The sequence below is a fragment of the Chromatiales bacterium 21-64-14 genome (genome assembly GCA_002255365.1).
In the GTDB taxonomy this organism is placed as follows: domain Bacteria; phylum Pseudomonadota; class Gammaproteobacteria; order 21-64-14; family 21-64-14; genus 21-64-14.
In genome coordinates this window covers 303,410-330,235 of record NCBI01000001.1, presented here as the reverse complement: position 1 = coordinate 330,235, position 26,826 = coordinate 303,410, and the positions used below count along the sequence as shown (strand labels likewise).

Genomic DNA, 26,826 nt, shown 5'->3' with positions numbered 1-26,826 from the left:
CGGTCTGCGCCGGAGCGCCGACTTGCGCTATCATGCACGGATATCCTTCGGACAGACGGAAATCGGGTCCCCCATGGTCACCAATCTGGTCAAGCGCATCTTCGGCAGCCGCAACGAACGCCTCGTTAAGCAGAACCGCCGGGTAGTGGAGAAAATCAACGCCCTGGAGCCTTCAACCCAGGCCTTGTCGGATGACGAACTCCGCGCTCGGACCGCGGAGTTCCGTGATCGCTATGGCGCTGGCGAAGGCCTCGACGCCCTTTTGCCCGAGGCGTTTGCCGTGGTGCGGGAGGCCGCCCTACGGACCCTCAACATGCGTCACTTCGACGTCCAGCTCATCGGCGGGATGGTGCTCCACGAGGGCAAGATCGCGGAGATGCGCACCGGCGAGGGGAAGACCCTGGTGGCCACCCTGGCCGCCTATCTGAATGCGATCCCGGGCAAAGGCGTTCATATCGTCACGGTCAACGACTACCTGGCGCGCCGCGACGCGGCCTGGATGGGCCAGATCTACGAGTTCCTTGGACTAACGGTGGGGGTGGTCGTTGCGGAAATGTCCCCCGAGGACAAGCGGGCGGCGTACCAGTCGGACATCATCTATGGGACCAACAACGAATTCGGTTTCGACTACCTGCGGGACAACATGGCGTTCCGGATCGAGGACAAGGTCCAGCGGGGACTCTATTATGCGATTGTCGACGAGGTGGACTCGATCCTTATCGACGAGGCCCGCACGCCGCTGATCATCTCCGGGCCCTCCGACGACAACTCGGATCTGTACCGGCGGGTCAACGTGCTGGTCGGACAGCTCACCGCCCAGAAGGAAGAGGACGGACCGGGCGACTACAGTCTGGACGAAAAGCACAAACAGGCGTTCCTCACAGAAGACGGGCATCAGCGGGTGGAGGAACTGCTGGCCAAGGCCGGGTTGCTTGAGGAGGGTCACAGCCTCTACGACGCCGCCAACTTGGCGCTCATGCACACCCTGAACGCCGCGCTGCGGGCCCATGCCCTCTACCACCGCGATGTGGACTACATCGTGCGGGACAAGCAGGTGATCATCGTCGACGAGTTCACCGGCCGTACCATGGTAGGCAGGCGCTGGTCGGAGGGCCTGCACCAGGCTGTGGAGGCCAAGGAAGGCGTGCCGATCCAGAGCGAAAACCAGACTTTGGCCTCGATCACTTTTCAGAATTACTTCCGTATCTACACCAAACTCTCGGGGATGACCGGTACCGCGGATACCGAGGCCTATGAGTTCCAGACCATCTATGGGCTTGAGGTGGTGGTGATCCCGACCCACAAGCCCATGGTCCGGGAAGACCTTGGGGATTTGGTCTATCTCACTGCCCGGGAAAAGTTCGAGGCCATCGTCGAGGATGTGCGGGACTGCCACCAGAGAGGGCAACCGGTCCTGGTGGGTACCGCCTCCATTGAGGCATCGGAGCTCCTCGATGAAGAGCTGAAGAAGGCCGGCGTTCCGCACGAAGTGTTGAATGCCAAGTTCCACGAGAGGGAGGCCCAGATCGTGGCTCAGGCGGGCCGGCCCAAGGCAGTGACCATCGCCACCAACATGGCGGGCCGCGGCACCGATATCGTGTTGGGTGGCAGCCTGCAGGCGGAGCTCGCCGAGGCCGGAGAGTTGGATGAGGCGGCTGCCCGGCGCATCCGCGAGGATTGGCAGCGGCGTCACGACCAGGTGGTGGAACTGGGTGGATTGCACATCGTGGGTACCGAACGTCACGAGTCGCGGCGTATCGATAACCAGTTGCGGGGCCGCTCCGGACGTCAGGGCGATCCGGGCTCCACTCGGTTCTACCTGTCGTTGGAAGACAATCTGATGCGGATCTTCGCCTCCGAGCGGGTCGCGGCGATCATGCAGAAACTGGGCATGAAGGAGGGCGAGGCCATCGAGCACCCCTGGGTCAGCAAGGCGATCGAGAACGCGCAGCGCAAGGTGGAGGCCCATAATTTCGATATTCGCAAGCACCTCCTGGAATATGACGATGTCGCCAACGATCAGCGCAAGGTGATCTACGGCCAACGCAACGAGCTGCTGTCCGAGGACGACGTCTCCGATACCATCGAGGCGGTCCGCCGCGACGTGGTTACCCAGGTCGTCGATCAATACATCCCGCCGCAGAGCCTGGACGAACAGTGGGACTTGCCGGGGGTGGAAGAGGCACTGGACCGCGAGTTGGGTTTGCAGGTCCCGGTCCGGGCGTGGTTGGAGGCAGACGAGGCCCTGGACGAGGACGCCCTGCGCGCCCGTATTTTGGGCGAGTTGGAGCGGATCTACGTTGAGAAGGAGACAGCCGCCGGTACCCCGGTGTTGCGCCACTTCGAGAAGGCGGTGCTGCTCCAGGTGCTGGATACCCACTGGAAGGAGCACCTGGCGGCCATGGATTATCTGCGCCAGGGGATCGGCCTGCGTGGCTACGCCCAGGTCGACCCGACCCAGGAATACAAGCGGGAGGCCTTCGAGATGTTCTCGGAGATGCTGGAGCAGATCAAGCGGGAGACTATCAGCGTATTGTCCCGCGTTCAGGTGCGCGCCGAGGAGGATGTGGAGGCGATGGAAGCGCGCCGGCGTGCCAGCGCTCCACCCAAGGTCCAATACGAACATGCCCAGGCCTCGGCGCTAACCGCCGCGGGCGCCGATTCAGGGCCGGAGGGGGATGGGGCCGCCGAACCCGCGTCCCAGGAACCTTTCGTACGCAACGGCCGCAAGGTCGGGCGCAACGAATCCTGCCCCTGCGGCTCGGGCAAGAAGTACAAACATTGCCACGGCCGGTTGGAGTGATCGTGGGCCCATCGCACGGAGCGGGCAGGACCCTATGGGCGGACGGGCGGCGTCGATGGCGGTAGGGTTGACCGGTTTGCCGCCACTCCAGGCGGTATCCGGCATCCGGCTGGGTACCGCCTCTGCCGGCATCAAGCGCCCCGGGCGGCGCGACCTGGTGGTGATCGAATTGACCGCCGAGACCGTCTGCGCCGCCCTGTTTACCCGCAATGCCTTCCAGGCGGCACCGGTGCAGGTCGCGCGCCGGCACTTGGCTGCGGGTGCGCCGCGCTACCTGTTGATCAATACCGGCAATGCCAACGCCGGCACCGGACAGGCGGGGATCCAGGACGCCGAGCAGTGCTGCGCTGCCCTCGCTGCCCTCGCGGACTGCGCGCCTGACGCGGTGCTGCCTTTTTCCACGGGTGTGATCGGCGAATCGCTGCCGGTCTCCCGGATACAGGCGGCCTTGCCAGCGGCGATCGGGGCCCTCGGAGAAGATGAATGGCCGCGGGCCGCCGCGGGTATCATGACTACCGACACGGTTCCCAAGGGCGTCTCGCGCGTAGCGGCCATCGAGGGCCACACCATTACCGTGACTGGGATCGCCAAGGGCTCCGGCATGATCCGCCCGGACATGGCGACCATGCTGGCGTTCATTGCGACCGACGCTGCAGCGGACCCGGCTTGGCTGCAGGGCTGTCTGGCGCGCTCGGCGGCGGTGTCCTTCAACTGCATTACCGTGGATGGAGACACCTCCACCAACGACGCTTGCGTGCTGATGGCCACTGGGCGTCAAGCCCTGCCGGATACGGACGCGGCCCGGCAGCAACTCGAGGAACTGGTGCGCTCGGTGTGCGTTGGGCTCGCCGAGGCCCTCATCCGTGACGGGGAGGGCGCCAGCAAGTTCATCACCATCCAGGTTGAGGGCGCCGCCGATGCCCTGGAGGGCCGTCGGGTGGCAGACGCCGTAGCCCACTCGCCTCTGGTGAAGACCGCTTTTTTCGCCAGTGATCCCAACTGGGGCCGGATTCTGGCCGCCGTGGGGCGCGCTGGGATTACGGACCTGAATCTTGACCGGGTGAGCATCTACCTGGGCGCGGTATGCATCGTGCGCGCGGGTGCCCGTGCCGCGGACTACCTCGAGGCCGAGGGCCGGACGGTCATGGCCCAGGACGAGATCACGGTGCGCATTGAGCTCGACCGGGGTAGCGCTAGCACCCAGGTGTGGACCTGTGATCTATCCTACGACTACGTGCGTATCAATGCGGAGTATCGTACTTAATCTGCATAGAACGAACCTATACCAAAATCGCAGATCGGGCGTTCAGGCACGGCGCGGGCCCTGCGATGAGCGCCGTTTACACCCGGTAAATGAGCACCGCAGCAGGGTCCGCAACGCCGCATGGGCGACCGGCATGCATTTTGAGATAGGTTCTAGTTCATGTAGGGTCGCGGAGGATGGTGCGGTACGCAGCCGGGATCGCGCCGCCCTGGAACAAACCCCGTCGCGCTGCGATGGGGACATCGGGTTCGCACCGATCCGCAACGCCGGAGTCGGGCCGGCTCGGCCCGGCCCATACCGGTCCGTCGATTGATTACCGGATTCTCCGACAGGCGCTACCGTTCCCATGCACGCCGTCCCCATACACGTTGCCGTTGCCGTTATCTTCGACACGCGCGGGCGCGTGCTGATTACCCGCAGGCCGCACCACGCCCATCAGGGGGGGTTATGGGAATTCCCCGGGGGGAAGGTGGAACCGGGGGAGAGCGCGCGCGCCGCCCTGGGACGGGAGCTGGCCGAGGAGTTGGGCATTGAGGTGCAGGAGGCGCGGCCGCTGATCCGGGTACCCCATGATTATCCGGACCGCCGGGTGATGCTGGATGTGTGGCGAGTGGCCGCTTTTCACGGCGCTCCGGAAGGCCGGGAGGGGCAACCCCTGGATTGGGTGTTTCCGCAGGATCTGGGAACCCGGGCGTTCCCTGCCGCGGACCGGCCGGTGCTGGTGGCACTGCGGCTTCCGGACCGCTATCTGATCACGCCCGAGCCGGGTCCTGATCTGGGGGAGTTCCTGGACCGGTTGGAACAGCGACTGGCCCTTGGTCTGCGCCTGGTGCAGTTGCGGGTCCGACGCCTCGATCCCCAGGATGGAGAGTGGCTGGCCGCGCGCGCCGTGGCCTGCTGTCACCGCTATGGCGCGCAACTGCTGATAAATGGGGCGCCGTGCGCGGCGCAGGCACTCGGTGCCGACGGTGTTCATCTCTCTGCGGCGCGACTGATGGCCCTTATCCAACGACCCCTGCCGCCGGATCAATGGGTCGCCGCGTCTTGCCACGACGCATCGGAACTGGCCCACGCGGCCCGGGTCGGCGTGGACTTCGCCGTGCTTTCGCCAGTGGCGCCGACCCCGAGCCACCCGGGAATGCCGGTGCTGGGATGGGACGGTTTCGCCCGGCTGACGGACGCGGTTCCGTTCCCGGTGTATGCCCTCGGGGGTGTTGCGGTGGGGGATCTGGCCGACGCGTTTGCCAGTGGCGCCCAGGGTGTGGCGGCGATCCGGGCGCTGTGGGGAGCCGATGGCCCAGTCGCACCACCCGCGGCGGACCTCAACGCCGGTTCCGCGGGCTGAGCGGTTCCAGCCTGGTGCTTCCAGATTAACCGGCATTTTTCGGTGTGGTCGCCGCTGCGCTTGCCGGGACGAGCACCGGTGGAGCACGACATCAGGGCTCCACTTCGTCCTCCGCGGACTCGGGGGGGACCGGTGCTCCCGGGATGGCGCGGCTGCCGTCCAACCAGGCGCCGAGATCGATGAGCCGGCAACGGTCGCTGCAGAATGGGCGCCAGGGGCTGCGGGCCGACCATTCCACGCGCCTCCCGCAGGTGGGGCACTGCACGGTGGGCGGTGGGGTTGGATCGCGGCTCATGACGGCATCCCGGTTGCGCGATGCGGTTTCCAGGAATCAACCGGCGCAGCAGGCGAGACCGAAATCCACGTCGCGCGCGGTTTGGATCGCGCGCGCCACAGGTGATTCCTGTTCCCAGAAACGGATGGTGAAACGGTGGCGTCCGCCGCTGATCTCCGGGAAATGGCGTGCGTCTGCGGGTAGCGCAACGCGCATCAACAGGCATGGGGTGTTGGGGTCCAGGTTCTGCTGGAAGAATCCACGCTCGGCACGCGTGGGTAGGGCTTCGGCACTCTGGCGGATCAGGAACAGGATCAGGGTGATGGGTTGGTATAGCGGTTCGAACACGTCGAACCAGCCGCGCAGCTGGCAGTAGCGCGTGTCCGGCTCCTGTTGCAGCCAGTAGTGGTAACCGGGCATGTCGAATTCGCAGGTTCCCCCAGGGATTGCGCTACGCTGGCGGATGCTGGCCAGGAAGTCGTTCTCCCGCAGTTCCAGCGCGAATTGTGCGCTGGAACCGTACAGGCTCTCGGTGAGAGAGGTCAGTTTCTGGAGCAGTTCGGCCAAGCGCTGACGGTCCACCCCGGGGCGCTCCCGCAGCGCGGCGAGGTTAGAGGCATGGCGCTCCAGCTCCTTCAGCAGTTCTGCTTTCAGGTCGTTGCGGCCCAGGATGCTGAGGATTTCCAGCATTCCCTGGAGCGCGGCGCGGCTGTCCCAGAGCGTCCGCCCTTTCAGATAGTGGAGGGTGCTCTTGAACAGGAACTCAAGGCGCAGAAAGGTCCGCACCCGCTCGGTCAACGGGTGTTCGTAGTAGATCTGTCTGTCTGCGTCCATGATGGAATGCGTACCGCGCTGCGGGATGGTTTCCGCGGGGGCCTGCGCCACGTCGCACAGATCGGCCCAGCCGGGTTCCTGGATCATGTCAGGCGTAGGGCCTGGCGAGTTGCAGATAACGCTGGTGCAAGGCCTCGACCTGTCGTTCCAGTTGGGAGCGATCGAGATCGTTGACCAGGACGTCGTCTGCGGCGGCAAGCCGGGTGACGCGGTCGCTCTGTGCACTCATGATGGCATCTACCTGTTCCCTGGATAGTCCGTCGCGGACACTGGCCCGGTGCCGTTGCAGCGATTCGGGGGTGTCTACCACCAGGATCCGTTGGACCAGATCACCCTGAGCGGATTCCAGCAGCAGTGGAATCACTACAATAACATAAGGCGCGTCCAGTACCGCAAGCCGCTTGCGGGTCTCCGCGCGGATCGGCGGATGGAGGATCTCCTCCAGGCGGTGGCGTGCGGCGGGGTCCCGGAACACCCTGCGGCCGAGGGCCCTGCGGTCCAGGCGACCCGCCGCAGTGAGGACTTCGGACCCGAAGTCCGCCACGATCCGCATAAGCGCCGGGGTGCCGGGTTCCACCAGTTCGCGGGCGATCCGGTCGGTGTCGATCACTGGGGCGCCGCGCTTGGCGAAGCACTCCGCTGCAGTGGATTTGCCGCTGGCAATTCCGCCGGTGAGCCCTACGATCAGCATTGGTAATTGCCCCTGCCCGCCCTTGGGAACCGACCCCCCGCCCGGGTGCAGTGTAGGACCGGCGCGCGCTGGCGCCAAGGGTGACGGGTGCCGGCGCGCGGGGTGCGTCAGCGCACCCCAAACCAGCTCCAGTAGAGGCGGATCAGGTCGTTCCCCCAGAGCATAGCGATCCACCCGGCCGCCCCAAGATAGGGGCCGAAGGGCATCGGTTGACCCCGCTCGCGGTGCTGGACCACCAGCAGAGTGATCCCCACCGCGGCACCCACTACCGAGGAGAGCAGAATGACGAGCGGCACACTCTGCCAACCGAACCACGCGCCGAGCATGGCGAGGAGCTTGAAGTCGCCATAACCCATGCCCTCCTTCCCGGTTACCGCTTTGAACAGTTTATAGACGGTCCATAGGCTCATATAGCCGATCACCGCGCCGAGTATGCTTGCGCGGGGGCCGGTGAACACGCCAGGCAGGCTGAGCATCAGGCCGAGCCACAGGAAAGGGAGGGTGATGAGATCGGGCAGCTGCTGATGGTCGATGTCGATCAGGGTGAGGCAGATCAGTGCCCAGGTCAGCAGCAGCGCCGCGCCCGCCTGGGGGCCGTAGCCGAAGTGCCAGACCACCAACGCGGACAGCCCGGCGGTGGCGAGCTCCACCAGTGGATAGCGTATGGAGATGTGGGCCTTGCAGGTGGAACAGCGGCCGCCGAGTAACAGATAGCTGATGACGGGGATGTTCTCGGCGGCCGAAATCTGCTGTCCGCAGTGCGGGCAGCGCGACCGCGGCGCCACGAGGTTGAAGGTCTCCGCTGCCGGTCCCGGCTCCGCACCGTCACCGAGCCATTCGACGCACTGTTCCCGCCAGTCCCGCTCGAGCATGATCGGAAGCCGGTGGATGACCACGTTCAGGAAGCTGCCGATCATCAGACCCAGGACGCCGGCCACGACGGCCAGCAGCACCGGATTTTGTTGCAGAAGTTCGATCAGAGGCATGCCCGGCTATGGCCCGTCTAGGGTGCCGGCGGGCGGCACACAGTGGGTGGACGCCGGCGGCGGCAGGGATGCATGCGGTCCGCGGCCCGGATGGCCCACGGACCGCCGTCGGTCAAACCACCGAACCCATCTTGAAGATGGGCAGATACATGGCGATCACCAGACTGCCGACCAGCACACCCAGTACCGCCATGATAAGGGGCTCAAGCAGGCTGCTCAAGCCGTCCACCGCATTGTCCACTTCTTCCTCGTAGAAGTCCGCCACCTTGCTGAGCATTGCGTCCAAGGAGCCGGATTCCTCTCCGATGGCCACCATCTGGACCACCATGTTGGGGAACAGGCCGACCTGCTGCATGGCGATTTGCAACTGCTGGCCGGTGGCCACATTCTCGCGCATCTGGAGCACGGCATTGGCGTAGACGCTGTTGCCGGTGGCGCCGGCCACCGATTCCATCGCCTCCACCAATGGTACGCCGGCGGCGAACATGGTGGCCAGGGTACGGCAGTAGCGCGCGATCGACGCCTTGTTCAGGATATCGCCGATGATGGGGATCTTGAGGACCATGCGGTCAAGGAGTTCCCGGAATCGCTTGGAGCGCCGTTTGGCCTGTACAAAGCCCGCCGCTGCCCCCGCGATGCCGATCAGCGCCACCCACCACCACTTCTGCAGCCATTCGGACAGGTTGATCACCATCTGGGTGAAGGCGGGCAGGTCGGCGCCGAAGCTCTTGAACAGGCTCTGGAAGGTGGGCACCACGAACAGCAGCATGATCGTGGTCACAATGATCGCGGCGATCACGACCGCGGTTGGGTAGAACAGGGCCTTCTTGATCTTGCCCTTCAATGCCTCCGTCTTTTCCTTGTAGGTCGCGATCTTGTCCAGCAGGGAATCCAGGATACCGGCGTGCTCCCCAGCCCGCACCAGGTTGCAGAACAGGCCGTCGAAGTGGCGCGGGTGCTTGGACAGGGCATCGGTCAGGTTACCACCGCCCTCCACGTCGGCCTTGATGGCCATGATCAGTTCCTGCATGCCCGGGTTTTCGTGGCCGCGGCCGACGATCTCGAAGGCCTGCACCAGCGGTACGCCGGCCGCGATCATGGTGGCCAACTGGCGGCTGAAGATCGCGATGTCTTTGGCGGTGACCTTCTTTTTTCCGCCGAACAGGGGCTGGCCCTTTTTGCGCACCTTCAGCGGTTTGATGCCCTGGCGGCGCAGGTCCGCCTTGACCATGGCCGGGTTCGATGCGCGCGCTTCTCCTTTGACGCGCGCCCCGCGCCGGTCCGAGCCTTCCCAGAGGAATAGGGTGTTCTTGATCGCTTTCGCCGCCATGGTCTAGTCCTTGGTAACCCGGTTGATCTCATCGAGGCTGGTAACGCCCTGCATCACTTTTCTCAAGCCGGATCTGCGCAGGTCGGCGATGCCCTCCCGCGTCGCCTGTTCAGCGATCAGCATGGCGTTTCCAGCCTCGAGGATGATGCGTTGGATCGCTTCCGTCATGGGCATGACTTGATAGATGCCCACACGCCCCTTGTAACCGCTGGCGCACTGCTCGCAGCCGACGGGCCCGTAGATCTTGATGTGTTCGAGGTCATCTTCACGAAACCCCTCGTCCAGCAGTACCTCCTTGGGTACGTCCACCGGGCGGCGGCAGTGGTTACACAGCCGCCGCGCCAAGCGTTGCGCGATGATCAGGCTCACCGAGGAGGCGATGTTGTAGGACGGCACGCCCATGTTCATCAGCCGGGTAAGGGTTTGCGGGGCGTCGTTGGTGTGCAGGGTGGAGAGCACCATATGACCGGTCTGGGCGGCCTTGATGGCGATTTCGGCGGTTTCCAGATCCCGTATTTCTCCCACCATGATCACGTCCGGATCCTGGCGCAGGAAGGCGCGCAGCGCCTCGGCAAAGGTGAGCCCGGCCTTGGAATTCATGTTGACCTGGTTGATGCCGGGCATATTGATTTCCACCGGGTCTTCCACCGTGGAGATGTTGCGGTCCGCGGTGTTGAGGATATTCAGCCCGGTGTACAGCGATACCGTCTTGCCGCTGCCGGTGGGGCCAGTGACCAGTACCATCCCGTAGGGCTTGTGGAGCGCTTCGAGATAGAGTTGCTTTTGGTCATCCTCGTAGCCCAGGGCTTCGATGCCCAGCTTCGCGCTGCTGGGGTCGAGGATACGCAGTACGATCTTCTCGCCGAATAAGGTGGGGCAGGAATTCACCCGGAAGTCGATGGCGCGGCTCTTCGACAGGGTCATCTTGATGCGCCCGTCCTGGGGGACGCGCCGCTCCGCGATGTCCATGCGTGACATCACCTTGATGCGCGCGGAGATGCGGCTCGCAAGGTTGATCGGCGGCGAGGCGATCTCGTAGAGGACGCCATCCTGACGCAGGCGCACCCGGAAGGTCTTTTCATAGGGCTCGAAATGGATATCGGAAGCCCCTTTGTTGATGGCATCCAGCAAGACCTTGTTCACGAACCGCACCACCGGGGTGTCGTCGATCCCGGAGTCCAGGTTGTCCGCCGCCGATTCGTTTCCACTATCCGGCTCGGCGCTGAAATCGACATTGTCCAGGTCCGCGTCCAACAGGTCCGAGAGGGCGGTGTCGTTGGCCTCCAGCGCGCGCTCGATGGCCTTGGTGAGCTTGTCCTCCTCGACCAGGATCGCTTCGGTACTGATCCCGGTGTGGAACTTGATGTCGTCCAGGGCCTGCAGGTTGGTGGGCTCGGAGACCGCCACGTAGAGACGGTTGCCGCGCTTGAACAGGGGCAGGGCGTGGTGTTGCCGGATCAGCTTCTCGCTGACCCGTTTGATCGGGGCGTGCTCCAGATCCATCGCCTCCAGATCAAACAGGGGGACGCCGAATTCGTGGCTGGCAGCGGCCGCCAGCTGGCCGCTGTCGAGGATGCGGTTCTCCACCAGGTAGGTGACGAACGGGATGCGTTTTTTCTGGGATTCGTCGTAGCTCTGCTGAGCCTGCACCTCGGTGAGCAGGCCGTCCTGTACCAGCCGGTGGGGGAGGCCGCCGAAACGGACCTGCGGGTTGGTGATCGCCATGGTGTCCTACCTTGCGTGTGGCGCGACGCTACCATGTTCCCTTGGAACAGGGCCGCAAACCTTGACCGGGTTCACCAAATAATCCATTGATACCAAATATTTATTGGTACGGCTGTGGGGCTCCCGGGCCCTTTGGATATCGACCGTTGACCCCATGAACTTAAGGGGACGGGGTAGGGGCGGAAACACGGCGGATGGCAACGGTGCCCCGCCCCCCGGAAGGTGGGCAGCGATGGACCGGCCAGGGGACGTTGCCGTGGGCCAGCCACGGCAGTACGGCGGAAGATGCCCGTTCGGTAAGCCTTTCATCCCACGTCCCTGTGGTTGCGGCCCGGTGGTGGATGGGCCGGGGCGTACCTTTCAATAGTACCATTGCCCGGCGCGGCGTACAGGGCCGACTCAGGGTGGCCGGCCGGGGGCCTAGAAGAACCCCCGGGTTCCCAGGCGCCGCCGGGCCGCCCGCGGGCACCCGGCGGTCTTCAGCGCCCGGGGCCTGGGGTCGAAACAGGAGCGGTGGTGTTACGCCGACCCCGGATTCAGCCCCACCGGCGCTGCGGGCACCGCCCCGCGCGATTGCGGCCGTTTCCCACGGGCACAGCCGCGGCGGCCCAAGGAGTCACGATGAATCCCCAGCGTGGAACCACGGACGGACCAGCCCCCGGCGGCGTGGCGCGGTTATGGCGGGGCGGCCGGTGGGTGGCCTTCTATTGGACCTTGGCCACGGTGGGCGGCGTGGCGGTCAATGTCTTGGTTACGCGCTTGCTGGCCCCGGATGCAGCGGGTGCGTATTTTCTGATCGTGAGTCTGGTAGGCGCGGCCGCGCTGGTGGCGCAGTTGGGGCTGGCCAATACCCTGGTGCGTTTTCTGGGCGAGTCCCTGTCCACCGCGGACCCCGTGCGTGCGCAGCAGACCGTGCGCAAAGTGCTGGTACTGGCGCTCTGCGGGACCCTGGGGGTCACGGTGGCCCTGACCGGCGGTGGCCACTGGATCGCGGTCCATGTGTTTGATTCCAGACCGATGGCAGCGGCGATGGGCCCCGTGGTCCTGTGGGTGCTGTTTATCGGGTTCCAGCGCCTTGCAGCGGAAGGCTGCCGCGGTTTCCATGCCGTGGGGCGGGCCACCCTGTTCGGGGGCGCGCTGCCCAACGCCCTGACCGCGGTCACGCTGTTCACCGCGTGGTCCGCCGGTGTGGGCATGGAATTGAACGGGGTGGTGATGGTGTCCGCGGCGGCCTCCATGGTAGCGGCCTTGGCCGGGGGTGCCTGGCTGATCCGGCGCTCCTCCGTGGTCCCGGCGCAAGCGCTGCGCGCGGGTACCGTCCGTTATCGTGCGCTTATAACCGTGGCCTGGCCGATGCTGGTCAGCGACCTGGCGTTCTTCGTGCTGGGCCAGATGGACCTGTGGGTAGTGGGCAGCTTCCGGGCCGGTGCGGATGTAGCGCTCTACGGCGCCGCTGCCCAGCTGGCACGGCTGGTGCGGATCCCGCTGCTGCTGGCCAATGGCGTCCTGCCGCCGGTGATCGTGGACCTGCACACGCGGGGGCGCCTGCGGGAACTCGAGGACACCCTGCGCGGCAGCGCCACGCTCACCATCCTGCCGTCGCTGCTTGCCCTGGTGGCCATTGCGGTGGCGCCGGATTCCGTCATGACCTTGTTCTATGGCGGATATTACCGGCACGCGGGCAGCGCGCTCCTGTTCCTCGCCATTGGCCACGTGGTGCACGTCGGGACCGGATCCTGTGGATATACCCTGATCCTCACCGGGCATCAGCGTGCGATGATGAAGATCACGCTGGTGACCGGCGGCATGACGATCCTGGGGATCCTGCTGGTGGTGGACCGCTACGGGATCGCCGGCGTCGCCGCGGTGGCAGGCGCCGGCATGGTGGCCCAGAACATCGGGATGCTCCTGGGTGCGCGCCGGCTGGTCGGGGTATGGACCCACGCCCGGGTCCCATGGTTGCGGCGGCGGTAGCGGAAACCCGGTGCGATCCCGGTTGCGTACCGCGCCATCGGCCGGACCCCGGACCGGCTCCTAGCGGTCCTTGTGGGAGGCTTGGTAGACCAGCATGGTGATCTGCTCCGAGACCAGGCCGATCAGGAATACCAGGACCGCCATGATCAGCAGCAGCGCGCTCATATTCGTGAAGGTACCGTGCAGGGCGTAGGTATAGCTGTAGCGGATGAGCCCAAGTACGAAGAATGCGGCGCTGATCGGCAGGAACAGTTTCAGCGGTGAGTACAGGGTCGCCACCCGGAAGATGATCATGAAAAACCGCAAGCTGTCCCGTAGCGGGTGGATGTGGCTGCGGCCCAGGCGTTTCCCGGCATGGATCGGGACGAACGCGAGGGCGTAGCCGGCGCGGAAAAAGGCCATGGTGCTGGTGGTCGGGTAAGAGAAGCCGTTCGGCAGCAGGAACAGGAATTCGCGGAATTTCGCTGCGCGTACGGCGCGGAAACCCGACGTGAGGTCATCGATCCGGTGGCCCACCATCCAGCTCGCCAATCGGTTGTAGAGCCGGTTGCCGATGCCCCGCCACAGGCTCGCCTGGGACGCACCGTCCCGCGCGCCGATCACCATGTCGTAGCCCTGCTCCAGGGCCGCGGTCAACCGGGCGATGTCGTTCGGGTCATGCTGCCCGTCGGCGTCCATGAAGACCAGCACCGCGCCGCTTGCGACGCGGGCGCCGGTCTTCACCGCCGCGCCGTTGCCCTGGCCGTAGGGATGGGAGATGACGGTCGCCCCGTGGCGCAGGCCGACCGCGCGCGTGGCGTCCGCGGATCCGTCGTCCACCACCAGGATCTCGGCGTCGGGGTGCTGAGTGCGCAACGCCGGCAGCAACCGTTCGAGACCCTCGGCTTCATCCCGCGCGGGGATGATGATACTGAGTGTATGCGGCATCGCGGCCCCGGGTCGTCGCGCTTACGGCGGCCCGGCCATTCTATGGGCTCCGGGCCGGCGCGGCAATCGGCGGGTGCGGTGCGGCGGCGTGCTGCGCCTGTTCCACGTCGCGCGCGACCGGGGCGATGGCCTCCGTGAGCTCACCGAAGCGATTGAGCTTCCGCAACGCGCTCAGTTCCCGGGCCGCCGCTTGCGGTTCGTCCATGGCCAGCAGGAGGTTGATCAGATTGATCCGGTACTGGGCACTGCGCGGCGCCACCTGCACGGCGCGCATGAACAGGACCTTCCCGGACGGAAAATCGCGCAGCACGTTGATCTTGTATTGGCCATAGATGGTGAGCAGGTCCGCGTGGTGCTGTACCAGGCGGACCAGATTCGGGCTGGCGAGGCCCGCCTGGAAGATGCGCTCGACATCGTGCTCTGGAATCCGGCAGTCGGCCTGCAGGCACAGCACCAGTTGCGTGAGCGCGCTGATGTCCGACGGGGTGATCGGCGTCGTGTCCAGCTTGTGGACGATGCTGTCGATCCACGCCGGGCGCAGCGCCTGGTGCAGCTTCTCGCTGACCAGGATCAGCGCCACCTCCGGGGTGATGTCGGGGCCGAGCCGGGCGGCACGCTCCAGCATCGTGAGCGCTGGGCCGGCGTCCTTCAAATGTCCGCTCAGGGCGGCGTTGGCATAGACGCGTCCCAGCATATAGGCGCTCAGGGCGGAACGCGGGTGGTGCAGAACGCCGTAGATGGCCTGATCCACCGGGTTGCTCCATTCGGTGGCCCGCGTCAGGGTGGTCACGAACAACAGGGCGAGGAACCCGGCGGTGGCCACGCGCAGGACGATCCGCAGCCGGGTCCGCGCCCCCGGGCCCAGCGCCAGGAACAGGAGCGCCAGCAGGATCCCATAGTCGGCCAGGTAATTGCGCTGCTCCTGGGCGATGAGCAGCGGGAAGACCGTGGATTCCAGCAACTGCCCGGTGAAGAACCACAGGATGCCGAGGCCCACCAGCGGCGCTTTGCGCAGGGCCGCCAGTCCGAATGCCACCAGGCCCAACACGCCGAGGATCGCGGGCAGGGTGGTGAGCGGGTGCAGCAGGCCGTGGGATACGCGGATATCGTCGTGGTAGAGCCCCAGGGCGCGGATGGTGGGCGCGACGATGAGCCGCAGGTACCACAGCACCACGCGGGGCTCGGTCATCAGGCGCTGGGCGAGGGTGAACCCCCGTCCCGCATAGCCGCCCACCACGGCCCGCGGGTCCAGCAGCCACCAGAGCCCGGCGCCCAGCACGGTGATGGCCGCGCCGCCGGCGTAGAAGCCGGTCAGGACGCGGTCGCGGCCACCGGCGGCGGTGCGGAACCGGAACAGGGCGGCCTCCACCACCAGCATGTAGACCGGGAGCAGCACGCCGGTCTCCTTGCTGAACACCGCCAGGACACCGCACGCCAGGGGTCCTATCAGTGCCGCGCGCAACCCGCCCGTGCCGTCCAGCATGCGCATCCGCGCCCGCACGTAGAGGCCGAGCCCCAGGAGGGTGAACAAGGCGGCGAGGCTCGCCATGCGCTGGACCACGTACAGGACCGGGGTCAGGTTCATGGGGTGGAGCAGCCAGGCGCCGGTCACCGCCAGGCTCAGCCAGCGGGCGGTGGGCTCGGGGAAGGCCGGGTCCCGGATGCCGCGGTAGGCGCGCAGGATCAAGGTGGTGAGCCAGAAGATCAGCACGCCGTTCAACAGATGGATGACGAGGTTGGTGGCCTTGAATGAATAGGGCGCGAGCCCGAATGCGTAGTAGTTGAGGGCGAAGGTGAGCATGCTCACCGGGCGCATCAGGGGACCGGAGTGGGAGGAGAACGCCGCGGAGAACAGGGCCTCCGGCGCCAACGAATGGATGTGGAGCCGGACGTTCTCGACGATATTGGGCCCATCGTCGTAGAGATAGCCCCCGGCCAGCCCCGGCCAGTAGGCCGCCGCGGTGAGGGCGAGGAGCAGCGCGAGCACGAACAGGCGGGCGCGGTTTCCCTGCAGCGCGGTCATTGGGTGGAGTCCCTTCCTGGCGATGGTTACGGGCGGCAGACGGCAGGCCGGTACATGACCGGCAGTGTACTGCCGGCGCCGCCGCAATCCCAGTGGATGCCGCCCGCCGCCGTGGTGGGTGTCAGCACCAGCACCGTGTTGGAGGCGCTCCCCCCCACGGTGCGGTAGGTGATCTTGATGATGCCCCCGTTCACGTCCACCTGCCGGGTGTAGCTGCCTTGGATGCTGGCGGGCTTGGGCAGATAGTATTTGGTGTTACCCCCCGCCGGCAGCGATCCGGTGGCGAGAAACTGTTCATCGATCGCGGTCTTGGCGGGGGCGATCAGGGTCAGTCCTTCCGCCACCTTGGCGCGGATCGTGTAGTCCTGGTAGGCGGGGATCGCGATCGTCGCCAGGATCCCGATGATCGCCACCACGATCATGAGCTCGATCAGGGTGAATCCGGCGTGCGGGTGTTTCATGGGCGGATCCGGTCGTCATGGATGTCCGCATGGAAGAAGCAAGAAATGCGCCAAACACGCGTGCGGGTTTAGAGAGTTTTACAGGGGCGCAGAGGTGAAAAAAAAGCGCCCCCGTTCCCGGGGGCGCTGGATACCGACCGCGTCGGCCAAGCCAGGATCAACGGCAGTTGGCGGGCAGATACTTCGCGGGCATATTGGTGCCGGTGCCCGACACTGTACCAAGTGTGGAGTACCCGCAGACCCATGCGATGGACCCGGCATTGGTCGTGACTGGGGTCAATGTGAGCACCTTGCCGTTCGCCGTGGGATTCCCACCCAAGGTCTTGGCGGCGTAGGTGATCTTGATTTGCCCTGAGGTCCCGGTGATCACTTCGACCGACGCCACGTACTTGCCGGTGATGCTAGTGTACAGCGGCAGGCCGAAGCTGTTGGGGGTGATTTTAGTGCCGGTGGTCGGCATATGGCCGTCGGACTGGAAGGTCTCGGCCACCGCGGTCTTGGCGGCGTCGGCCAGGTTCAGGCCCTCCGTCACCTTGGCGCGGACGGTGTAGTCCTGGTACGCCGGGATGGCGATGGCGGCCAGGATGCCGATGATCGCGACGACGATCATCAGCTCGATCAGTGTGAAGCCCTGTTGGGTACGTTTCATGGCAACTCTCCTCGGTAGACGACTGGTTAACCGGTCATGGGGTCCTGCGACTTCGCGCTGGCGGCCCGCCGTGCCGGTTGCCTGCGGGCGGGGCCGGGTACGACGCGAGCGGCCATCGGCCTGCCCTTGGGGTAGCAGGATCCGTGCCAGGGACAGCGGAGGCCGGGGGCGGTGGATCCGATGTTCCCCAAGTGCCCGGTTTTTCGGCATCTCTTAGGGAAAGTGCAGGGGGGGCGGGGGCCCATCCCGCGGCCAGGGGCGCACGAGCAGACCTGGACTGGCCCGCTGACGTCACAAGCTGACGCCCCGCGTCACCGGGTGGGTACGCCCGTGCGGACGATCCTTCCATGGCTGGGGCCTCCGTGCCCGTGCCGCTTCCACTGCCGACGCACACCGCGGAAAGCAGCGTGCGTCTCCCGCGTTCGCCGAGCCGCCGGCTCCCCACTTTGTCCGGCCCGGCGGATACGGCGGGAGCGTAGGCAGGCGTACTTGCCTGCGGTACCCACCATAATAGTATGAATTCCCCGTCCCGCGCGGTGCGCAAGAAAGCGCGCCGGTCACCGGTGGTACGCCGTGGTTTTCCCCCGGGAATGGGCCCCGGTGCGCGGGCCTATTCCAGTCCCAGTTTTTTCAACCGGTAGCGCAGGGCCCGGAACGTGATCCCCAGCAATTTGGCGGCCGCGGTCTTGTTGTAACGGGTCTTCTCCAGGGCCTTGAGGATTGCGTCGCGCTCCACCGAATCCAGGTAGTTTTCCAGCGGCACCTCCCGGGACGCCGGCGGATCATCCACCGGCGCCGATTCGGGTAGCCGCAGGTCCGCGCGGCGCACCACATGGCCCTCGCACAGGGTCATGGCGCGTTCGAGGATATTCTCCAGTTCCCGCACGTTGCCGGGAAACCGGTAGCCCTGCAGGGCCTGCAGGGCGTCGTCCGCGAGCCGGATCCGGCCCGCGCCGGTGCCCGCCAGCCGTTCCAGGATGGTGTCCGCGAGTTCCGGGATGTCCATTGGCCGTTCGCGGAGATTGGGGACGTGCAGATCGATGACGTTGATGCGGTAGTAGAGGTCCTGCCGGAAGTCACCGGACTGGATCAGGACGCCCAGGTCCTTGTGGGTGGCGCTCAGGATGCGCACATCCACGGGCACCTCGCGCTGCGTGCCCACCGGCCGTACCGCCTTCTCCTGGATCGCCCGCAGCAGCTTCACCTGCATGTGCAGGGGCAGTTCCGCCACTTCGTCCAGAAACAAGGTGCCGCCGTTGGCGGCCTGGAACAAGCCCTGCTTGTCGGCGACCGCCCCGGTGAAACTCCCCTTGGTGTGGCCGAAGAACTCGCTCTCCATCAGGTCGGCGGGAATCGCGCCGCAGTTGACCGCCACGAACGGGTGGTCCGAGCGCGGGCCCTTCTCATGGATCAGGCGCGCCACCAGCTCCTTGCCGGTCCCCGACTCGCCGCTGATGTAGACTGGGGCCTGACTGCGCGCGAGCTTGTTGATGGTGGAGCGTATCTCCTGCATGACCGGCGAGTCCCCCAGCAGGGTGCGACGCGAGCGGCGGTCCACCTCCGGATAGGTGCGGCGCAGCTTCAGGGCGCTGTTCACCAGACTGCGCAATACCTGCAGGTCCACCGGCTTGGAGACGAAATCGAAGGCCCCGGCCTTGAGGGCCTGCACCGCCGAGTCCATGCTCCCGAACGCCGTGATCATCGCCACCGGAACCTCCGGGTGGCGCTCCTGAATGTACTGTACCAACTCGATCCCGTCGCCGTCGGGCAGGCGCATGTCGGTCAGGCACAGGTCGAACGCGTGTCTGGGCAGCAGCGCCTTGGCCTCCGCGACGTTCGCGGCGCTGTGGGTAGTAATTTCCATCCTGCCGAGCGTCAGTTCCAACAGTTCCCGGATGTCGGGTTCGTCGTCCACGATGAGGGCCACGGAGCGGGTCACGTCAGTTGGCCCCGGATGCCCTGTCGGTCCGGAACGCGATCCGGAAGCAGCTCTGCCGTTCCCCGGTAACCTGGTAGTCGAGGCTGGCCTGATTGAGTTCGCACAACTCCCGGGCGATGTAGAGGCCCAGCCCGGTGCCATGGGTGGAGCGGGTGTAGAACGGTTCGAAGATCTGCTCGGCGATGTCCGGGGGAATGCCGGGACCCGGATCGGTGACGTCCAGGTACGGGGCCCCGGAGGCCGGATCAACCCCGGTGCTCAGGCCCACCTGCGGCGTCGTGCGCCCAGTGTTCCCATACTGCAGGGCGTTCTCGCACAGGTTCCAGAGCACTTGGTGCAGGTGCGTTGGATCCAGCCGCACCTCCAGGACCGGGTCCGCGACCGTCACCTTTACGCAGGCGGGTGCCAGATGGTGGGTCCCCGCGAACTCGGCGGCGAAGGCGTGCAACCACTCCGCGATGCGGATCGGTTCCGATTGCGACGGCTTGCCGCGCGACAACTGCAAGACGTTTTCCACGATGGTGTTCACCCGTGCCGCCTGCGCCCCGATGATCTCGGTGAGGCGCCGTTCGTCCTTGGCGAGGGCGGCGGACTCGCTGAGCAGTTGTGCGGCGTGGCTGATGGCGCCGAGCGGGTTGCGGATCTCATGGGCAATGCTGGCGGTGAGGCGCCCCAGGGATGCGAGCTTCATCTGCTGCGCCTTCTGCGCGAGTTGGGCAGTGTCGTGCAGGAACACCAGGATACCGGAGCGCGCACCGGAGCCGAGCCGGGTAAAACGCGGTTGCAGCGCGCTGCGCTGGGCCCCGGGTCGGAATGTCTCGGGTTCCGCGGCGGGCTGGTGTTGCCAGCGCTGCAACCGGTCGGCGAGTTCGGCGGATACTGCGTGCAGGCTGGCGATGGCGCGGTTCCCCGGGATTCCCAGCAGCTGGTGGGCCGCTTCGTTGATCAGACGGATCCGGTTGCCGTGATCCACCACCAGCACGCCGGCGTCCAGGTGCCGGATGATAGTTTCGTTGAGGCGCTCCAGGTTGGCAAGGTCGGCGCCACGCTGGGCCGCCAGGGCCTCGCTTTCCCGGATCCGGCGCGCCAGGAGGTAGGCGATGATGGCGGTGGCGAAGTAGGCGGAGCCGAGGATCCCGGCCTGGGTAAAGGACCCACCGGTCCCCTGGTGTTGAAAGGCGGCCAGCGTTTGTTCCAGGAGCACGGCGAGTGCCGCGAGCGCCGCGAACAGGATTGCCAGGCGTCCCGGGAGCAGCAGGGCTCCAGCCGCGATGGAGATTACCAGCAGTACGCCGAGGCTGCTCTCGACGCCGCCGCTGGCATGCATGAGCAGGGTGATGGCGATGATGTCCGCCACGATCTCGATGTAGACCTGCGACGCGAAGCCGGGCCAGCGCAACTGATGGGCCAGGCTGGCGACGATGGCGAATGCCAGGTAGGACAGACACACGGTCTCGAACAACCGCGGCGCGTACATCCCGAACACCTCGGGGGGTGTCGGACTGGCGAAGTAGGCCACGGCGAACAGGCCGGCCAGGACCAGGCGATAGATATTGAAGAAACGCAGCGGTTTCCAGGTGTGGGCGTCGCCGCCCCGGGCGGAACCGGCGGCGTTCGCGGTGTCGGGGAGCGCGCGGACCATGGCGGGGATGGTACCTGATTCCGCGCATCTTGTTGACGGTGCCCGATCGGTACCGGTCCCGTTGCCCGGGGATGCGCCGGTACCCGGCGCGCGCCCGCTATAGCGGCGCCGCCGCGGTTCGTGAGGCGGGGTCATGGAGCCGGAAACCCGCCGCCAGGCCGAATGGTGCCTGACGGGTCCCGCCGGTGCCGGCGGATAGCGCGTAGCGCCCGGGCGTGCTGCGCTACGCTAGGGCGCAGAGCGCCGGGCGCGCTGCGCGGCGCGGTGTCCCTCGGAGCAGTAGTGCTGCTCGCCGTCGTGTAGCGCCTCGGACTCCGGGACAAAGAGTCCGCAATGGGTGCAACGCACCATGCGTTCCGCGCGCGTTACGCGGCGCTGCGGCGGGGCCGCCGGCGGGGCGAGGGCGCCGCGGATCAGGGTCATGACCCCGTAGGCGAACAGTGCGAAGAGCAGGACGCGAAGCATCCGAATAGTTTCGGCGCTGCGGGGTTTTGGCGCAAGCCGGTACCACGTCCTTTTGCGAAACACCGCGGTTTCATCCAAAATAGCGCCCCTTCTCCGCGCGGGGGCCATATGCACTTCCACGAATATCAGGGCAAGGTCTTGCTGGCGCAGGCCGGTGTGCGGGTCCCGGACGGCCGGGTAGCGCGTACGCCCCAGGAGGCGGCGGCTGCCGCCCGGGAATTGGGGGGCGAGGAATGGGTGGTGAAGGCCCAGGTCCACGCGGGTGGCCGGGGCAAGGCGGGCGGGGTGCGCCGGGCCGCCACGCTGGAGGCGGTGGAACACGCCGCCGCGCAGCTGCTGGGTACCCGGCTGGTGACACCGCAGACCGCGGCCTGCGGTTTGCCGGTGGACACGCTGCTCGTGGAGCGCCCGGTGACCGCGGTGCGGGAGCTGTACCTGGGCTTGCTTGTGGACCGCGCCCGGGAGCGGGTGGTATTGATCGCTTCGGCCATGGGGGGAATGGAGATCGAGGCGCTGGCGGCGCAGCGGCCGGACGCGGTAGTTTCGGTGAGTGTGGATCCGGTGGTCGGCCTGCAACCCTTTCAATGCCGGCGCGTGGCCTTTGCGCTTGGGCTGGATCCACAGGTCGGCCAAGCCCTGGGTCGTGACCTGATTGCCCTCTACCGCCTGTTCGTGGAGAAGGACCTGAACCTGTTGGAGGTCAATCCCCTGGCGATCACCGCGGACGGTCTGCCCCTCGCCCTGGACGTGAAGGTCCAATTGGACGACAACGCCCTGTATCGTCAGCCGCGGCTGGTGGAGTGGGCGGATCCCGCGCAGGAAGACCAGAAGGAGCGCGTTGCACGCCGCTACGGGTTGAACTACATCGCACTGGATGGCGACATCGCGTGCATGGTCAATGGTGCCGGCCTTGCCATGGGGACTATGGACCTGATCAAGCTGCAGGGGGGCAGGCCCGCCAACTTTCTCGACGTGGGCGGTGGCACTACGGCGGAGCGGGTGTCCGAGGCCTTCAAACTCATCCTGTCGGATGCCAACGTAAAGGCCATCCTGGTAAACATCTTCGGGGGCATCGTGCGCTGCGACCTGATCGCCGAGGGCATCATCCAGGCGCTACGGGAGGTGCGGGTGACGGTGCCCGTGGTGGTGCGCCTCGAGGGCACCAACGCGGAATCGGGCCGCGCCCTGCTGCGTGCCAGCGGGCTGGACCTGATGACCGCGGGCGATCTGACCGAGGCCGCGCGCAAGGCGGTGGCCGCGGCGGCCCAGGGCGGTTGAACAACCGCCTGACCGGCGGCCCACGGATGCGGCGCATCCTTTTCCAACCTCCACTATTAAGAAGCGCTTGGACGATGGGCGGAGAGACGCGATGAGCATCCTGGTGGACGCGGATACCCGGGTAATCTGCCAGGGGTTCACTGGCAAGCAGGGTACCTTCCATTCCCGGCAGGCCCTGGCCTACGGCACGCGGCTGGTAGGGGGGGTGACCCCGGGCAAGGGCGGGCAGACGCACCTGGACCTGCCGGTGTTTGATACCGTGCACGATGCGGTAGCGCAAACCGGCGCGGACGCAACCATGATCTATGTGCCGGCGCCGTTCGCCGCGGACGCGATCCTGGAGGCCGCGGATGCGGGAATCCGGCTCGTGGTATGTATCACGGAAGGCATTCCGGTACACGACATGATCAAGGTGAAGGCCGCGCTGCGCGGTTCCGGCGTGCGGATCGTGGGTCCGAACTGTCCGGGGGTCATTACCCCCGGTGCATGCAAGATCGGCATCATGCCGGGGGAGATCCACAGCCCCGGGATCATCGGCATCGTCTCGCGCTCCGGCACGCTGACCTATGAGGCGGTGTACCAGACCACCCTCGCCGGCCTCGGTCAGAGCACCTGCGTGGGGATCGGCGGCGATCCGGTCCATGGCGTCGGATTCGTGGGGTGTCTGGAACTCTTCGAGCAGGACCGCCAGACCCAGGGCATCGTCCTGGTGGGGGAGATCGGGGGCAGCGCCGAGGAGGAGGCCGCCGAGTTCATCCGCCAGCGGGTGCGCAAGCCGGTGGTGGCCTATATCGCCGGCATGACCGCACCGGCGGGACGGCGCATGGGTCATGCCGGGGCCATCGTGACCGCCGGCAAGGGCACGGCGCAACAGAAGTTCGCCGCCCTCGAGGCGGCGGGCGCCGCGGTGGTACACAGTCCCGCGGAGATCGGCGCGCGCATGAAGGCCTTCTTCACCGGCTGAGCCGGCGCGCCCGGTTCCACCGCCCGTTGAGCATCCACTTGGGAGCGCATCACCCGTGAGTAGCCCACTGCGCATCGCTCTGGCTCAACTCAATCTCCTGGTGGGCGACGTCCCCGGTAACGTGGCGCGGATTGCCGCCGCCGCGATCCGTGCCCGCGATGAACTGGCGGCCGACCTGGTGGTGTTCCCGGAGCTGGCGCTGAGCGGCTATCCCCCGGAGGACCTGTTACTACGCGACGACTTCCGACGCGCCGTGACGGCGGGGCTCGAGCAGCTGCGCGCCGCGGTGCGGGGGATCCACCTGCTGGTGGGTTACCCGCGGACGCACGCGGACGCGCTCTACAACGCCGCGGCCCTGCTGCGCGACGGCGCGATCGAGGCCGTCTACCACAAGCACCTGCTTCCCAACTACAGCGTGTTCGACGAGAAACGCTATTTCAGCGCCGGTACCGAGGCCTGCGTGGCAGACGTCCGCGGGGTGCCGGTGGGTATCACCATCTGCGAGGACATCTGGGCGCCGGGACCGGTCCGCCAGGCGGCCGCGGCGGGGGCGCGGCTGATCCTCAATCTGAACGCCTCGCCCTTTCATCTCAACAAGGCCGCGGAGCGCGAACGGGTGGCGGCCGAGCGCGCCGCGGAATGCGGATTACCGCTGGTCTACGTGAATCAGGTGGGTGGTCAGGACGAGTTGGTGTTCGACGGGCAGTCCTTCGTGACGGGCGGCGACGGCGCGGTGCGCTTGCGCGCGCCGGCATTCGTGGAGGACCTGTCCGTGGTCGGGATCGACCCGGGCGGCGCCGGACCGGAGCCGGCGTTCGGTGCGCTTGCGCCGTTGCTCTGTGCCGAGGCCAGCGTTTATCAGGCGTTGGTGCTGGGGGTGCGCGACTATATCCGCAAGAATGGTTTTGACGGCGCGGTGCTGGGCCTGTCCGGGGGCATCGATTCGGCCCTGTGCCTGGCCATCGCGGTGGACGCCATCGGCCCGGAACGGGTGGAGGCCATCCTCATGCCTTCGCGCTACACCTCCGCGATGAGCGTGGAGGACGCCCAGTCCCAAGCGCAGATCATGGGCAGCGCGCACCGGGTGATCTCCATCGAACCGCCGTTTCAGGCGTTCCTGGCGTCACTCCGGGAGGCGTTTTCGGGGTGCGCGCCGGACGTCACCGAGGAGAACATCCAGGCGCGCTGCCGGGGTGTGCTGCTGATGGCGATCTCCAACAAGACCCGTCGGATTCTGTTGACCACCGGCAACAAGAGTGAGATGTCCGTGGGTTATGCCACGCTGTACGGCGACATGGCGGGGGGGTTCGCGCCGATCAAGGATGTACCCAAGACCCTGGTGTACCGCCTGGCACGCTACCGCAACGGCATCGCACCGGTTATTCCGCAGCGGGTGTTCGATCGTCCACCCTCGGCGGAATTGGCGCCGGACCAGAAGGATTCGGACCTGCTGCCTCCCTATGAAGTGCTGGATCCGATCCTCGAGCGCTACGTGGAACTGGACCAGGGGGTGGATCAGATCATTGCCGCCGGGTTCAGCGCGGCAGTGGTGCACCGGGTGGCGCAACTGGTGGACCGCAACGAGTACAAGCGTCGGCAGGCGCCCCCGGGGGTGCGTATTTCACGGCGTGCCTTCGGACGCGACCGGCGCTACCCCCTCACCTGTGGCCACCGCCATGCCGGGGGGCCGGGATCCGACCCTCAGGGATAGACCACCATCTCGTCGAGGCGCCGGCGCCGCGTGGGTTCCGGGAGCTCCGCCGGGTATCCCAGGCTCAGCAACGCCACCGGCGTCAGCACCGCGTCGAGCCCCAGGGCCTGGATCACCCGGGGCTCGTCGAAACGCCCTACCCAGGTGGACGCCATGCCCGCCGCCACCACCGCCAGTTGCGCGTAGGCGGCGGCGATAGTGGCGTCCTGCAGGGCATAGAGTTTCTCACCCCGTTCGCCGAACTGTTCCGCGGAACGTCGCGCGTCGGCGCAGAACAGCAGGCATACGGGGGCCTCGGAAATGAACGGCTGGTCGGCGGCGGCCGCCCGCAGGGCGTCACGCTGCGCCTGATCGGTGACCACCACGATCCGGTAGGCCTGCAGATCACCGGCGGACGGCGCGCTGCTGGCGGTCTCCAGTATCGCGTGGAGTTTCTCCGGTTCCACCAGCATGTCCGCCTGGTAGCGGCGGATCGAATGGCGGTGGCGCACGGTCTCGAAAAAGTCCCACATCGGTGCTTCCTCCCGCAAACTGACCGCGTGATGGCGGTCCTGCGCGCCGTTTACTTCGCCGGCTGGGTCTCGAGTCGCGCCACCGCCGGGTTTTTGGGGAAATTGACCTTCAGCACCTGGTAGGCGTTGTTCGCCGGGCCTACGAGCCCCATGCGCCGATAGCCCTCGACCATGATGATCAGTGCCTCGGGGGTGGACGGGGTCTCCTGGTAATGGTCCAGCACGTACTTCGCGCGGTCCACCGCCGCGACGTAGGCGCTGCGGTTCATGTAATAGCGCGCGACATGGATCTCGTGTGCGGCGAGGGAATTGCGCAGGTAGATCATCCGCTCGCGGGCGTCCTCGGCGTAGCGGCTGTGGGGGAACCGGCGCAGCAGCTCGCCGAAGGCCTGGAACGACTTGTGCGCGGCACCCTGGTCCCGCCGGGTGCGGTCCACGTCCATGAGCCGCTGGATGAAGCCTTGGCCGCGGTTGTATTCGGTTATGCCGATGAGATAGAAGGCGTAGTCCACCCCCGGGTTGCGCGGATACATCTTGATGAACCGCTTGGCCTCCGCGATCGCCGAATCGGATTCGCCCTGCTTGTAATAGGCATAGGCGATCTCGAGCTGCGCCTGTTGGGCGTAGCGGCCGAACGGGAACCGCGCCTCCAATTTCCCGAAGTAGTTGATCGCGGTCTCGTAGTTGCCGGAGTTCGATGCGTCCATCGCCGCGGCGTAGAGTTTGGCGACCGGCCAGTTCTTGGTCTTGTCGGCGGTTTTGCCGAACATCGCACAGCCGCTCAGGCTGAGCAGCAAACAGGCGGCGGCAAACATGGCCATGAGGCGCAGCGACTTCGGCGGCATGATGATTCAGGGCTCTCGCACAGACGGGGATTTTGCGGCACAGTATACCGCAACCATCCCCGCCGGGCGGTATTCCGGGGGGCCACGCCGCGCCCGGGGTTCACGCCGGCGCGCGGCGTACCAACAACGCGGTTCCATCGGCTGGGATTTCCTTGTCCATCAGTCCCAACATGCGTAACGGCAG

At 66.4% G+C, this 26,826-nt stretch carries 22 protein-coding genes; 7 read left to right on the top strand and 15 right to left on the bottom strand.

All coding sequences use genetic code 11. The features are described 5' to 3' along the window. The first annotated feature begins 73 nt into the window (after positions 1-73). The 3 genes from B7Z66_01500 to B7Z66_01490 all read left to right on the top strand — a co-directional run bounded on the left by B7Z66_01500 (position 74) and on the right by B7Z66_01490 (position 5,412). The gene (locus tag B7Z66_01500; GenBank protein ID OYV78394.1) at positions 74-2,803 is read left to right on the top strand and encodes a preprotein translocase subunit SecA; all 2,730 of its coding nucleotides are present in this window, start codon (positions 74-76) and stop codon (positions 2,801-2,803) included. Between the two features lie 55 nt (positions 2,804-2,858). Continuing rightward, the gene (locus B7Z66_01495) at positions 2,859-4,067 is read left to right on the top strand and encodes a bifunctional ornithine acetyltransferase/N-acetylglutamate synthase (protein OYV78393.1); all 1,209 of its coding nucleotides are present in this window, start codon (positions 2,859-2,861) and stop codon (positions 4,065-4,067) included. Positions 4,068-4,413: 346 nt separating this feature from the next. After that, entirely contained in the window at positions 4,414-5,412 is a 999-nt protein-coding gene (locus B7Z66_01490; GenBank protein OYV78249.1) for a thiamine monophosphate synthase, read from the top strand. A 91-nt stretch (positions 5,413-5,503) separates the two neighbouring features. Here B7Z66_01490 and B7Z66_01485 read toward each other — a convergent pair whose 3' ends face one another. The 6 genes from B7Z66_01485 to B7Z66_01460 all read right to left on the bottom strand — a co-directional run bounded on the left by B7Z66_01485 (position 5,504) and on the right by B7Z66_01460 (position 11,252). Next, complete coding sequence (locus B7Z66_01485; GenBank protein ID OYV78248.1) at positions 5,504-5,707, bottom strand: DNA gyrase inhibitor YacG; 204 nt, start codon at positions 5,705-5,707, stop codon at positions 5,504-5,506. 36 nt (positions 5,708-5,743) lie between these two features. Continuing rightward, positions 5,744-6,607: a hypothetical protein gene (locus tag B7Z66_01480; protein ID OYV78247.1), complete on the bottom strand. Its 864-nt coding sequence runs from the start codon at positions 6,605-6,607 to the stop codon at positions 5,744-5,746. A gap of 1 nt (position 6,608) precedes the next feature. Beyond that, positions 6,609-7,211 (bottom strand): dephospho-CoA kinase, encoded by a 603-nt coding sequence (locus tag B7Z66_01475; GenBank protein OYV78246.1) that lies wholly within the window; start codon positions 7,209-7,211, stop codon positions 6,609-6,611. Positions 7,212-7,318: 107 nt separating this feature from the next. Beyond that, positions 7,319-8,197 (bottom strand): prepilin peptidase, encoded by an 879-nt coding sequence (locus B7Z66_01470; protein ID OYV78245.1) that lies wholly within the window; start codon positions 8,195-8,197, stop codon positions 7,319-7,321. 112 nt (positions 8,198-8,309) lie between these two features. Continuing rightward, entirely contained in the window at positions 8,310-9,527 is a 1,218-nt protein-coding gene (locus B7Z66_01465) for a type II secretion system protein F (protein ID OYV78244.1), read from the bottom strand. 3 nt (positions 9,528-9,530) lie between these two features. Continuing rightward, positions 9,531-11,252 carry a type IV-A pilus assembly ATPase PilB gene (locus B7Z66_01460; protein OYV78243.1) on the bottom strand — a complete coding sequence of 574 codons (1,722 nt, stop codon included), beginning with the start codon at positions 11,250-11,252 and terminating at the stop codon, positions 9,531-9,533. A gap of 621 nt (positions 11,253-11,873) precedes the next feature. Here B7Z66_01460 and B7Z66_01455 point away from each other — a divergent pair. After that, positions 11,874-13,226 (top strand): hypothetical protein, encoded by a 1,353-nt coding sequence (locus B7Z66_01455; GenBank protein ID OYV78242.1) that lies wholly within the window; start codon positions 11,874-11,876, stop codon positions 13,224-13,226. 60 nt (positions 13,227-13,286) lie between these two features. Here the strand turns inward: B7Z66_01455 and B7Z66_01450 are convergent, their stop codons facing one another. The 7 genes from B7Z66_01450 to B7Z66_01420 form a co-directional block, all read right to left on the bottom strand. Beyond that, the gene (locus B7Z66_01450; GenBank protein ID OYV78241.1) at positions 13,287-14,153 is read right to left on the bottom strand and encodes a glycosyl transferase; all 867 of its coding nucleotides are present in this window, start codon (positions 14,151-14,153) and stop codon (positions 13,287-13,289) included. Between the two features lie 40 nt (positions 14,154-14,193). Next, complete coding sequence (locus tag B7Z66_01445) at positions 14,194-16,176, bottom strand: hypothetical protein (protein ID OYV78240.1); 1,983 nt, start codon at positions 16,174-16,176, stop codon at positions 14,194-14,196. Positions 16,177-16,202: 26 nt separating this feature from the next. After that, positions 16,203-16,637, bottom strand: coding sequence for a hypothetical protein (locus B7Z66_01440; GenBank protein OYV78239.1), 435 nt, complete (start codon positions 16,635-16,637; stop codon positions 16,203-16,205). Between the two features lie 157 nt (positions 16,638-16,794). Then, positions 16,795-17,286 carry a hypothetical protein gene (locus B7Z66_01435; protein OYV78238.1) on the bottom strand — a complete coding sequence of 164 codons (492 nt, stop codon included), beginning with the start codon at positions 17,284-17,286 and terminating at the stop codon, positions 16,795-16,797. 610 nt (positions 17,287-17,896) lie between these two features. Further along, positions 17,897-19,225 (bottom strand): sigma-54-dependent Fis family transcriptional regulator, encoded by a 1,329-nt coding sequence (locus B7Z66_01430; protein ID OYV78237.1) that lies wholly within the window; start codon positions 19,223-19,225, stop codon positions 17,897-17,899. A gap of 1 nt (position 19,226) precedes the next feature. After that, a complete protein-coding gene (locus tag B7Z66_01425; GenBank protein OYV78236.1) occupies positions 19,227-21,002 on the bottom strand; it encodes a hypothetical protein in 1,776 nt (591 codons plus the stop codon). Positions 21,003-21,095: 93 nt separating this feature from the next. Next, positions 21,096-21,332: a hypothetical protein gene (locus B7Z66_01420; protein ID OYV78235.1), complete on the bottom strand. Its 237-nt coding sequence runs from the start codon at positions 21,330-21,332 to the stop codon at positions 21,096-21,098. A gap of 108 nt (positions 21,333-21,440) precedes the next feature. On the opposite strand from B7Z66_01420, the gene B7Z66_01415 reads away from it, so the two are divergent. The 3 genes from B7Z66_01415 (at position 21,441) to B7Z66_01405 (ending at position 25,285) form a co-directional block, all read left to right on the top strand. Then, positions 21,441-22,610 (top strand): succinate--CoA ligase subunit beta, encoded by a 1,170-nt coding sequence (locus B7Z66_01415; protein ID OYV78234.1) that lies wholly within the window; start codon positions 21,441-21,443, stop codon positions 22,608-22,610. Positions 22,611-22,701: 91 nt separating this feature from the next. Next, positions 22,702-23,574 (top strand): succinate--CoA ligase subunit alpha, encoded by an 873-nt coding sequence (locus B7Z66_01410; protein OYV78233.1) that lies wholly within the window; start codon positions 22,702-22,704, stop codon positions 23,572-23,574. A gap of 55 nt (positions 23,575-23,629) precedes the next feature. Next, a complete protein-coding gene (locus B7Z66_01405) occupies positions 23,630-25,285 on the top strand; it encodes an NAD+ synthase (GenBank protein OYV78232.1) in 1,656 nt (551 codons plus the stop codon). Here the strand turns inward: B7Z66_01405 and B7Z66_01400 are convergent. Both B7Z66_01400 and B7Z66_01395 read right to left on the bottom strand, forming a co-directional pair. Further along, positions 25,276-25,797, bottom strand: a complete 522-nt coding sequence (locus tag B7Z66_01400) for a nitroreductase (GenBank protein ID OYV78231.1) — start codon at positions 25,795-25,797, stop codon at positions 25,276-25,278. The two genes, B7Z66_01405 and B7Z66_01400, sit on opposite strands and share 10 nt — an antisense overlap. Positions 25,798-25,847: 50 nt before the next feature. Next, entirely contained in the window at positions 25,848-26,612 is a 765-nt protein-coding gene (locus B7Z66_01395; protein OYV78392.1) for an outer membrane protein assembly factor BamD, read from the bottom strand. Positions 26,613-26,826: the final 214 nt, after the last annotated feature.

Coding starts and splice junctions, on each gene's coding strand:
- B7Z66_01500 (OYV78394.1), top strand. CDS start 74: ATGGTCACCAATCTGGTCAAGCGCATCTTCGGCAGCCGCAACGAACGC.
- B7Z66_01495 (OYV78393.1), top strand. CDS start 2,859: ATGGCGGTAGGGTTGACCGGTTTGCCGCCACTCCAGGCGGTATCCGGC.
- B7Z66_01490 (OYV78249.1), top strand. CDS start 4,414: ATGCACGCCGTCCCCATACACGTTGCCGTTGCCGTTATCTTCGACACG.
- B7Z66_01485 (OYV78248.1), bottom strand. CDS start 5,707: ATGAGCCGCGATCCAACCCCACCGCCCACCGTGCAGTGCCCCACCTGC.
- B7Z66_01480 (OYV78247.1), bottom strand. CDS start 6,607: ATGATCCAGGAACCCGGCTGGGCCGATCTGTGCGACGTGGCGCAGGCC.
- B7Z66_01475 (OYV78246.1), bottom strand. CDS start 7,211: ATGCTGATCGTAGGGCTCACCGGCGGAATTGCCAGCGGCAAATCCACT.
- B7Z66_01470 (OYV78245.1), bottom strand. CDS start 8,197: ATGCCTCTGATCGAACTTCTGCAACAAAATCCGGTGCTGCTGGCCGTC.
- B7Z66_01465 (OYV78244.1), bottom strand. CDS start 9,527: ATGGCGGCGAAAGCGATCAAGAACACCCTATTCCTCTGGGAAGGCTCG.
- B7Z66_01460 (OYV78243.1), bottom strand. CDS start 11,252: ATGGCGATCACCAACCCGCAGGTCCGTTTCGGCGGCCTCCCCCACCGG.
- B7Z66_01455 (OYV78242.1), top strand. CDS start 11,874: ATGAATCCCCAGCGTGGAACCACGGACGGACCAGCCCCCGGCGGCGTG.
- B7Z66_01450 (OYV78241.1), bottom strand. CDS start 14,153: ATGCCGCATACACTCAGTATCATCATCCCCGCGCGGGATGAAGCCGAG.
- B7Z66_01445 (OYV78240.1), bottom strand. CDS start 16,176: ATGACCGCGCTGCAGGGAAACCGCGCCCGCCTGTTCGTGCTCGCGCTG.
- B7Z66_01440 (OYV78239.1), bottom strand. CDS start 16,637: ATGAAACACCCGCACGCCGGATTCACCCTGATCGAGCTCATGATCGTG.
- B7Z66_01435 (OYV78238.1), bottom strand. CDS start 17,286: ATGAAACGTACCCAACAGGGCTTCACACTGATCGAGCTGATGATCGTC.
- B7Z66_01425 (OYV78236.1), bottom strand. CDS start 21,002: ATGACCCCGCCTCACGAACCGCGGCGGCGCCGCTATAGCGGGCGCGCG.
- B7Z66_01420 (OYV78235.1), bottom strand. CDS start 21,332: ATGCTTCGCGTCCTGCTCTTCGCACTGTTCGCCTACGGGGTCATGACC.
- B7Z66_01415 (OYV78234.1), top strand. CDS start 21,441: ATGCACTTCCACGAATATCAGGGCAAGGTCTTGCTGGCGCAGGCCGGT.
- B7Z66_01410 (OYV78233.1), top strand. CDS start 22,702: ATGAGCATCCTGGTGGACGCGGATACCCGGGTAATCTGCCAGGGGTTC.
- B7Z66_01400 (OYV78231.1), bottom strand. CDS start 25,797: ATGTGGGACTTTTTCGAGACCGTGCGCCACCGCCATTCGATCCGCCGC.
- B7Z66_01395 (OYV78392.1), bottom strand. CDS start 26,612: ATGTTTGCCGCCGCCTGTTTGCTGCTCAGCCTGAGCGGCTGTGCGATG.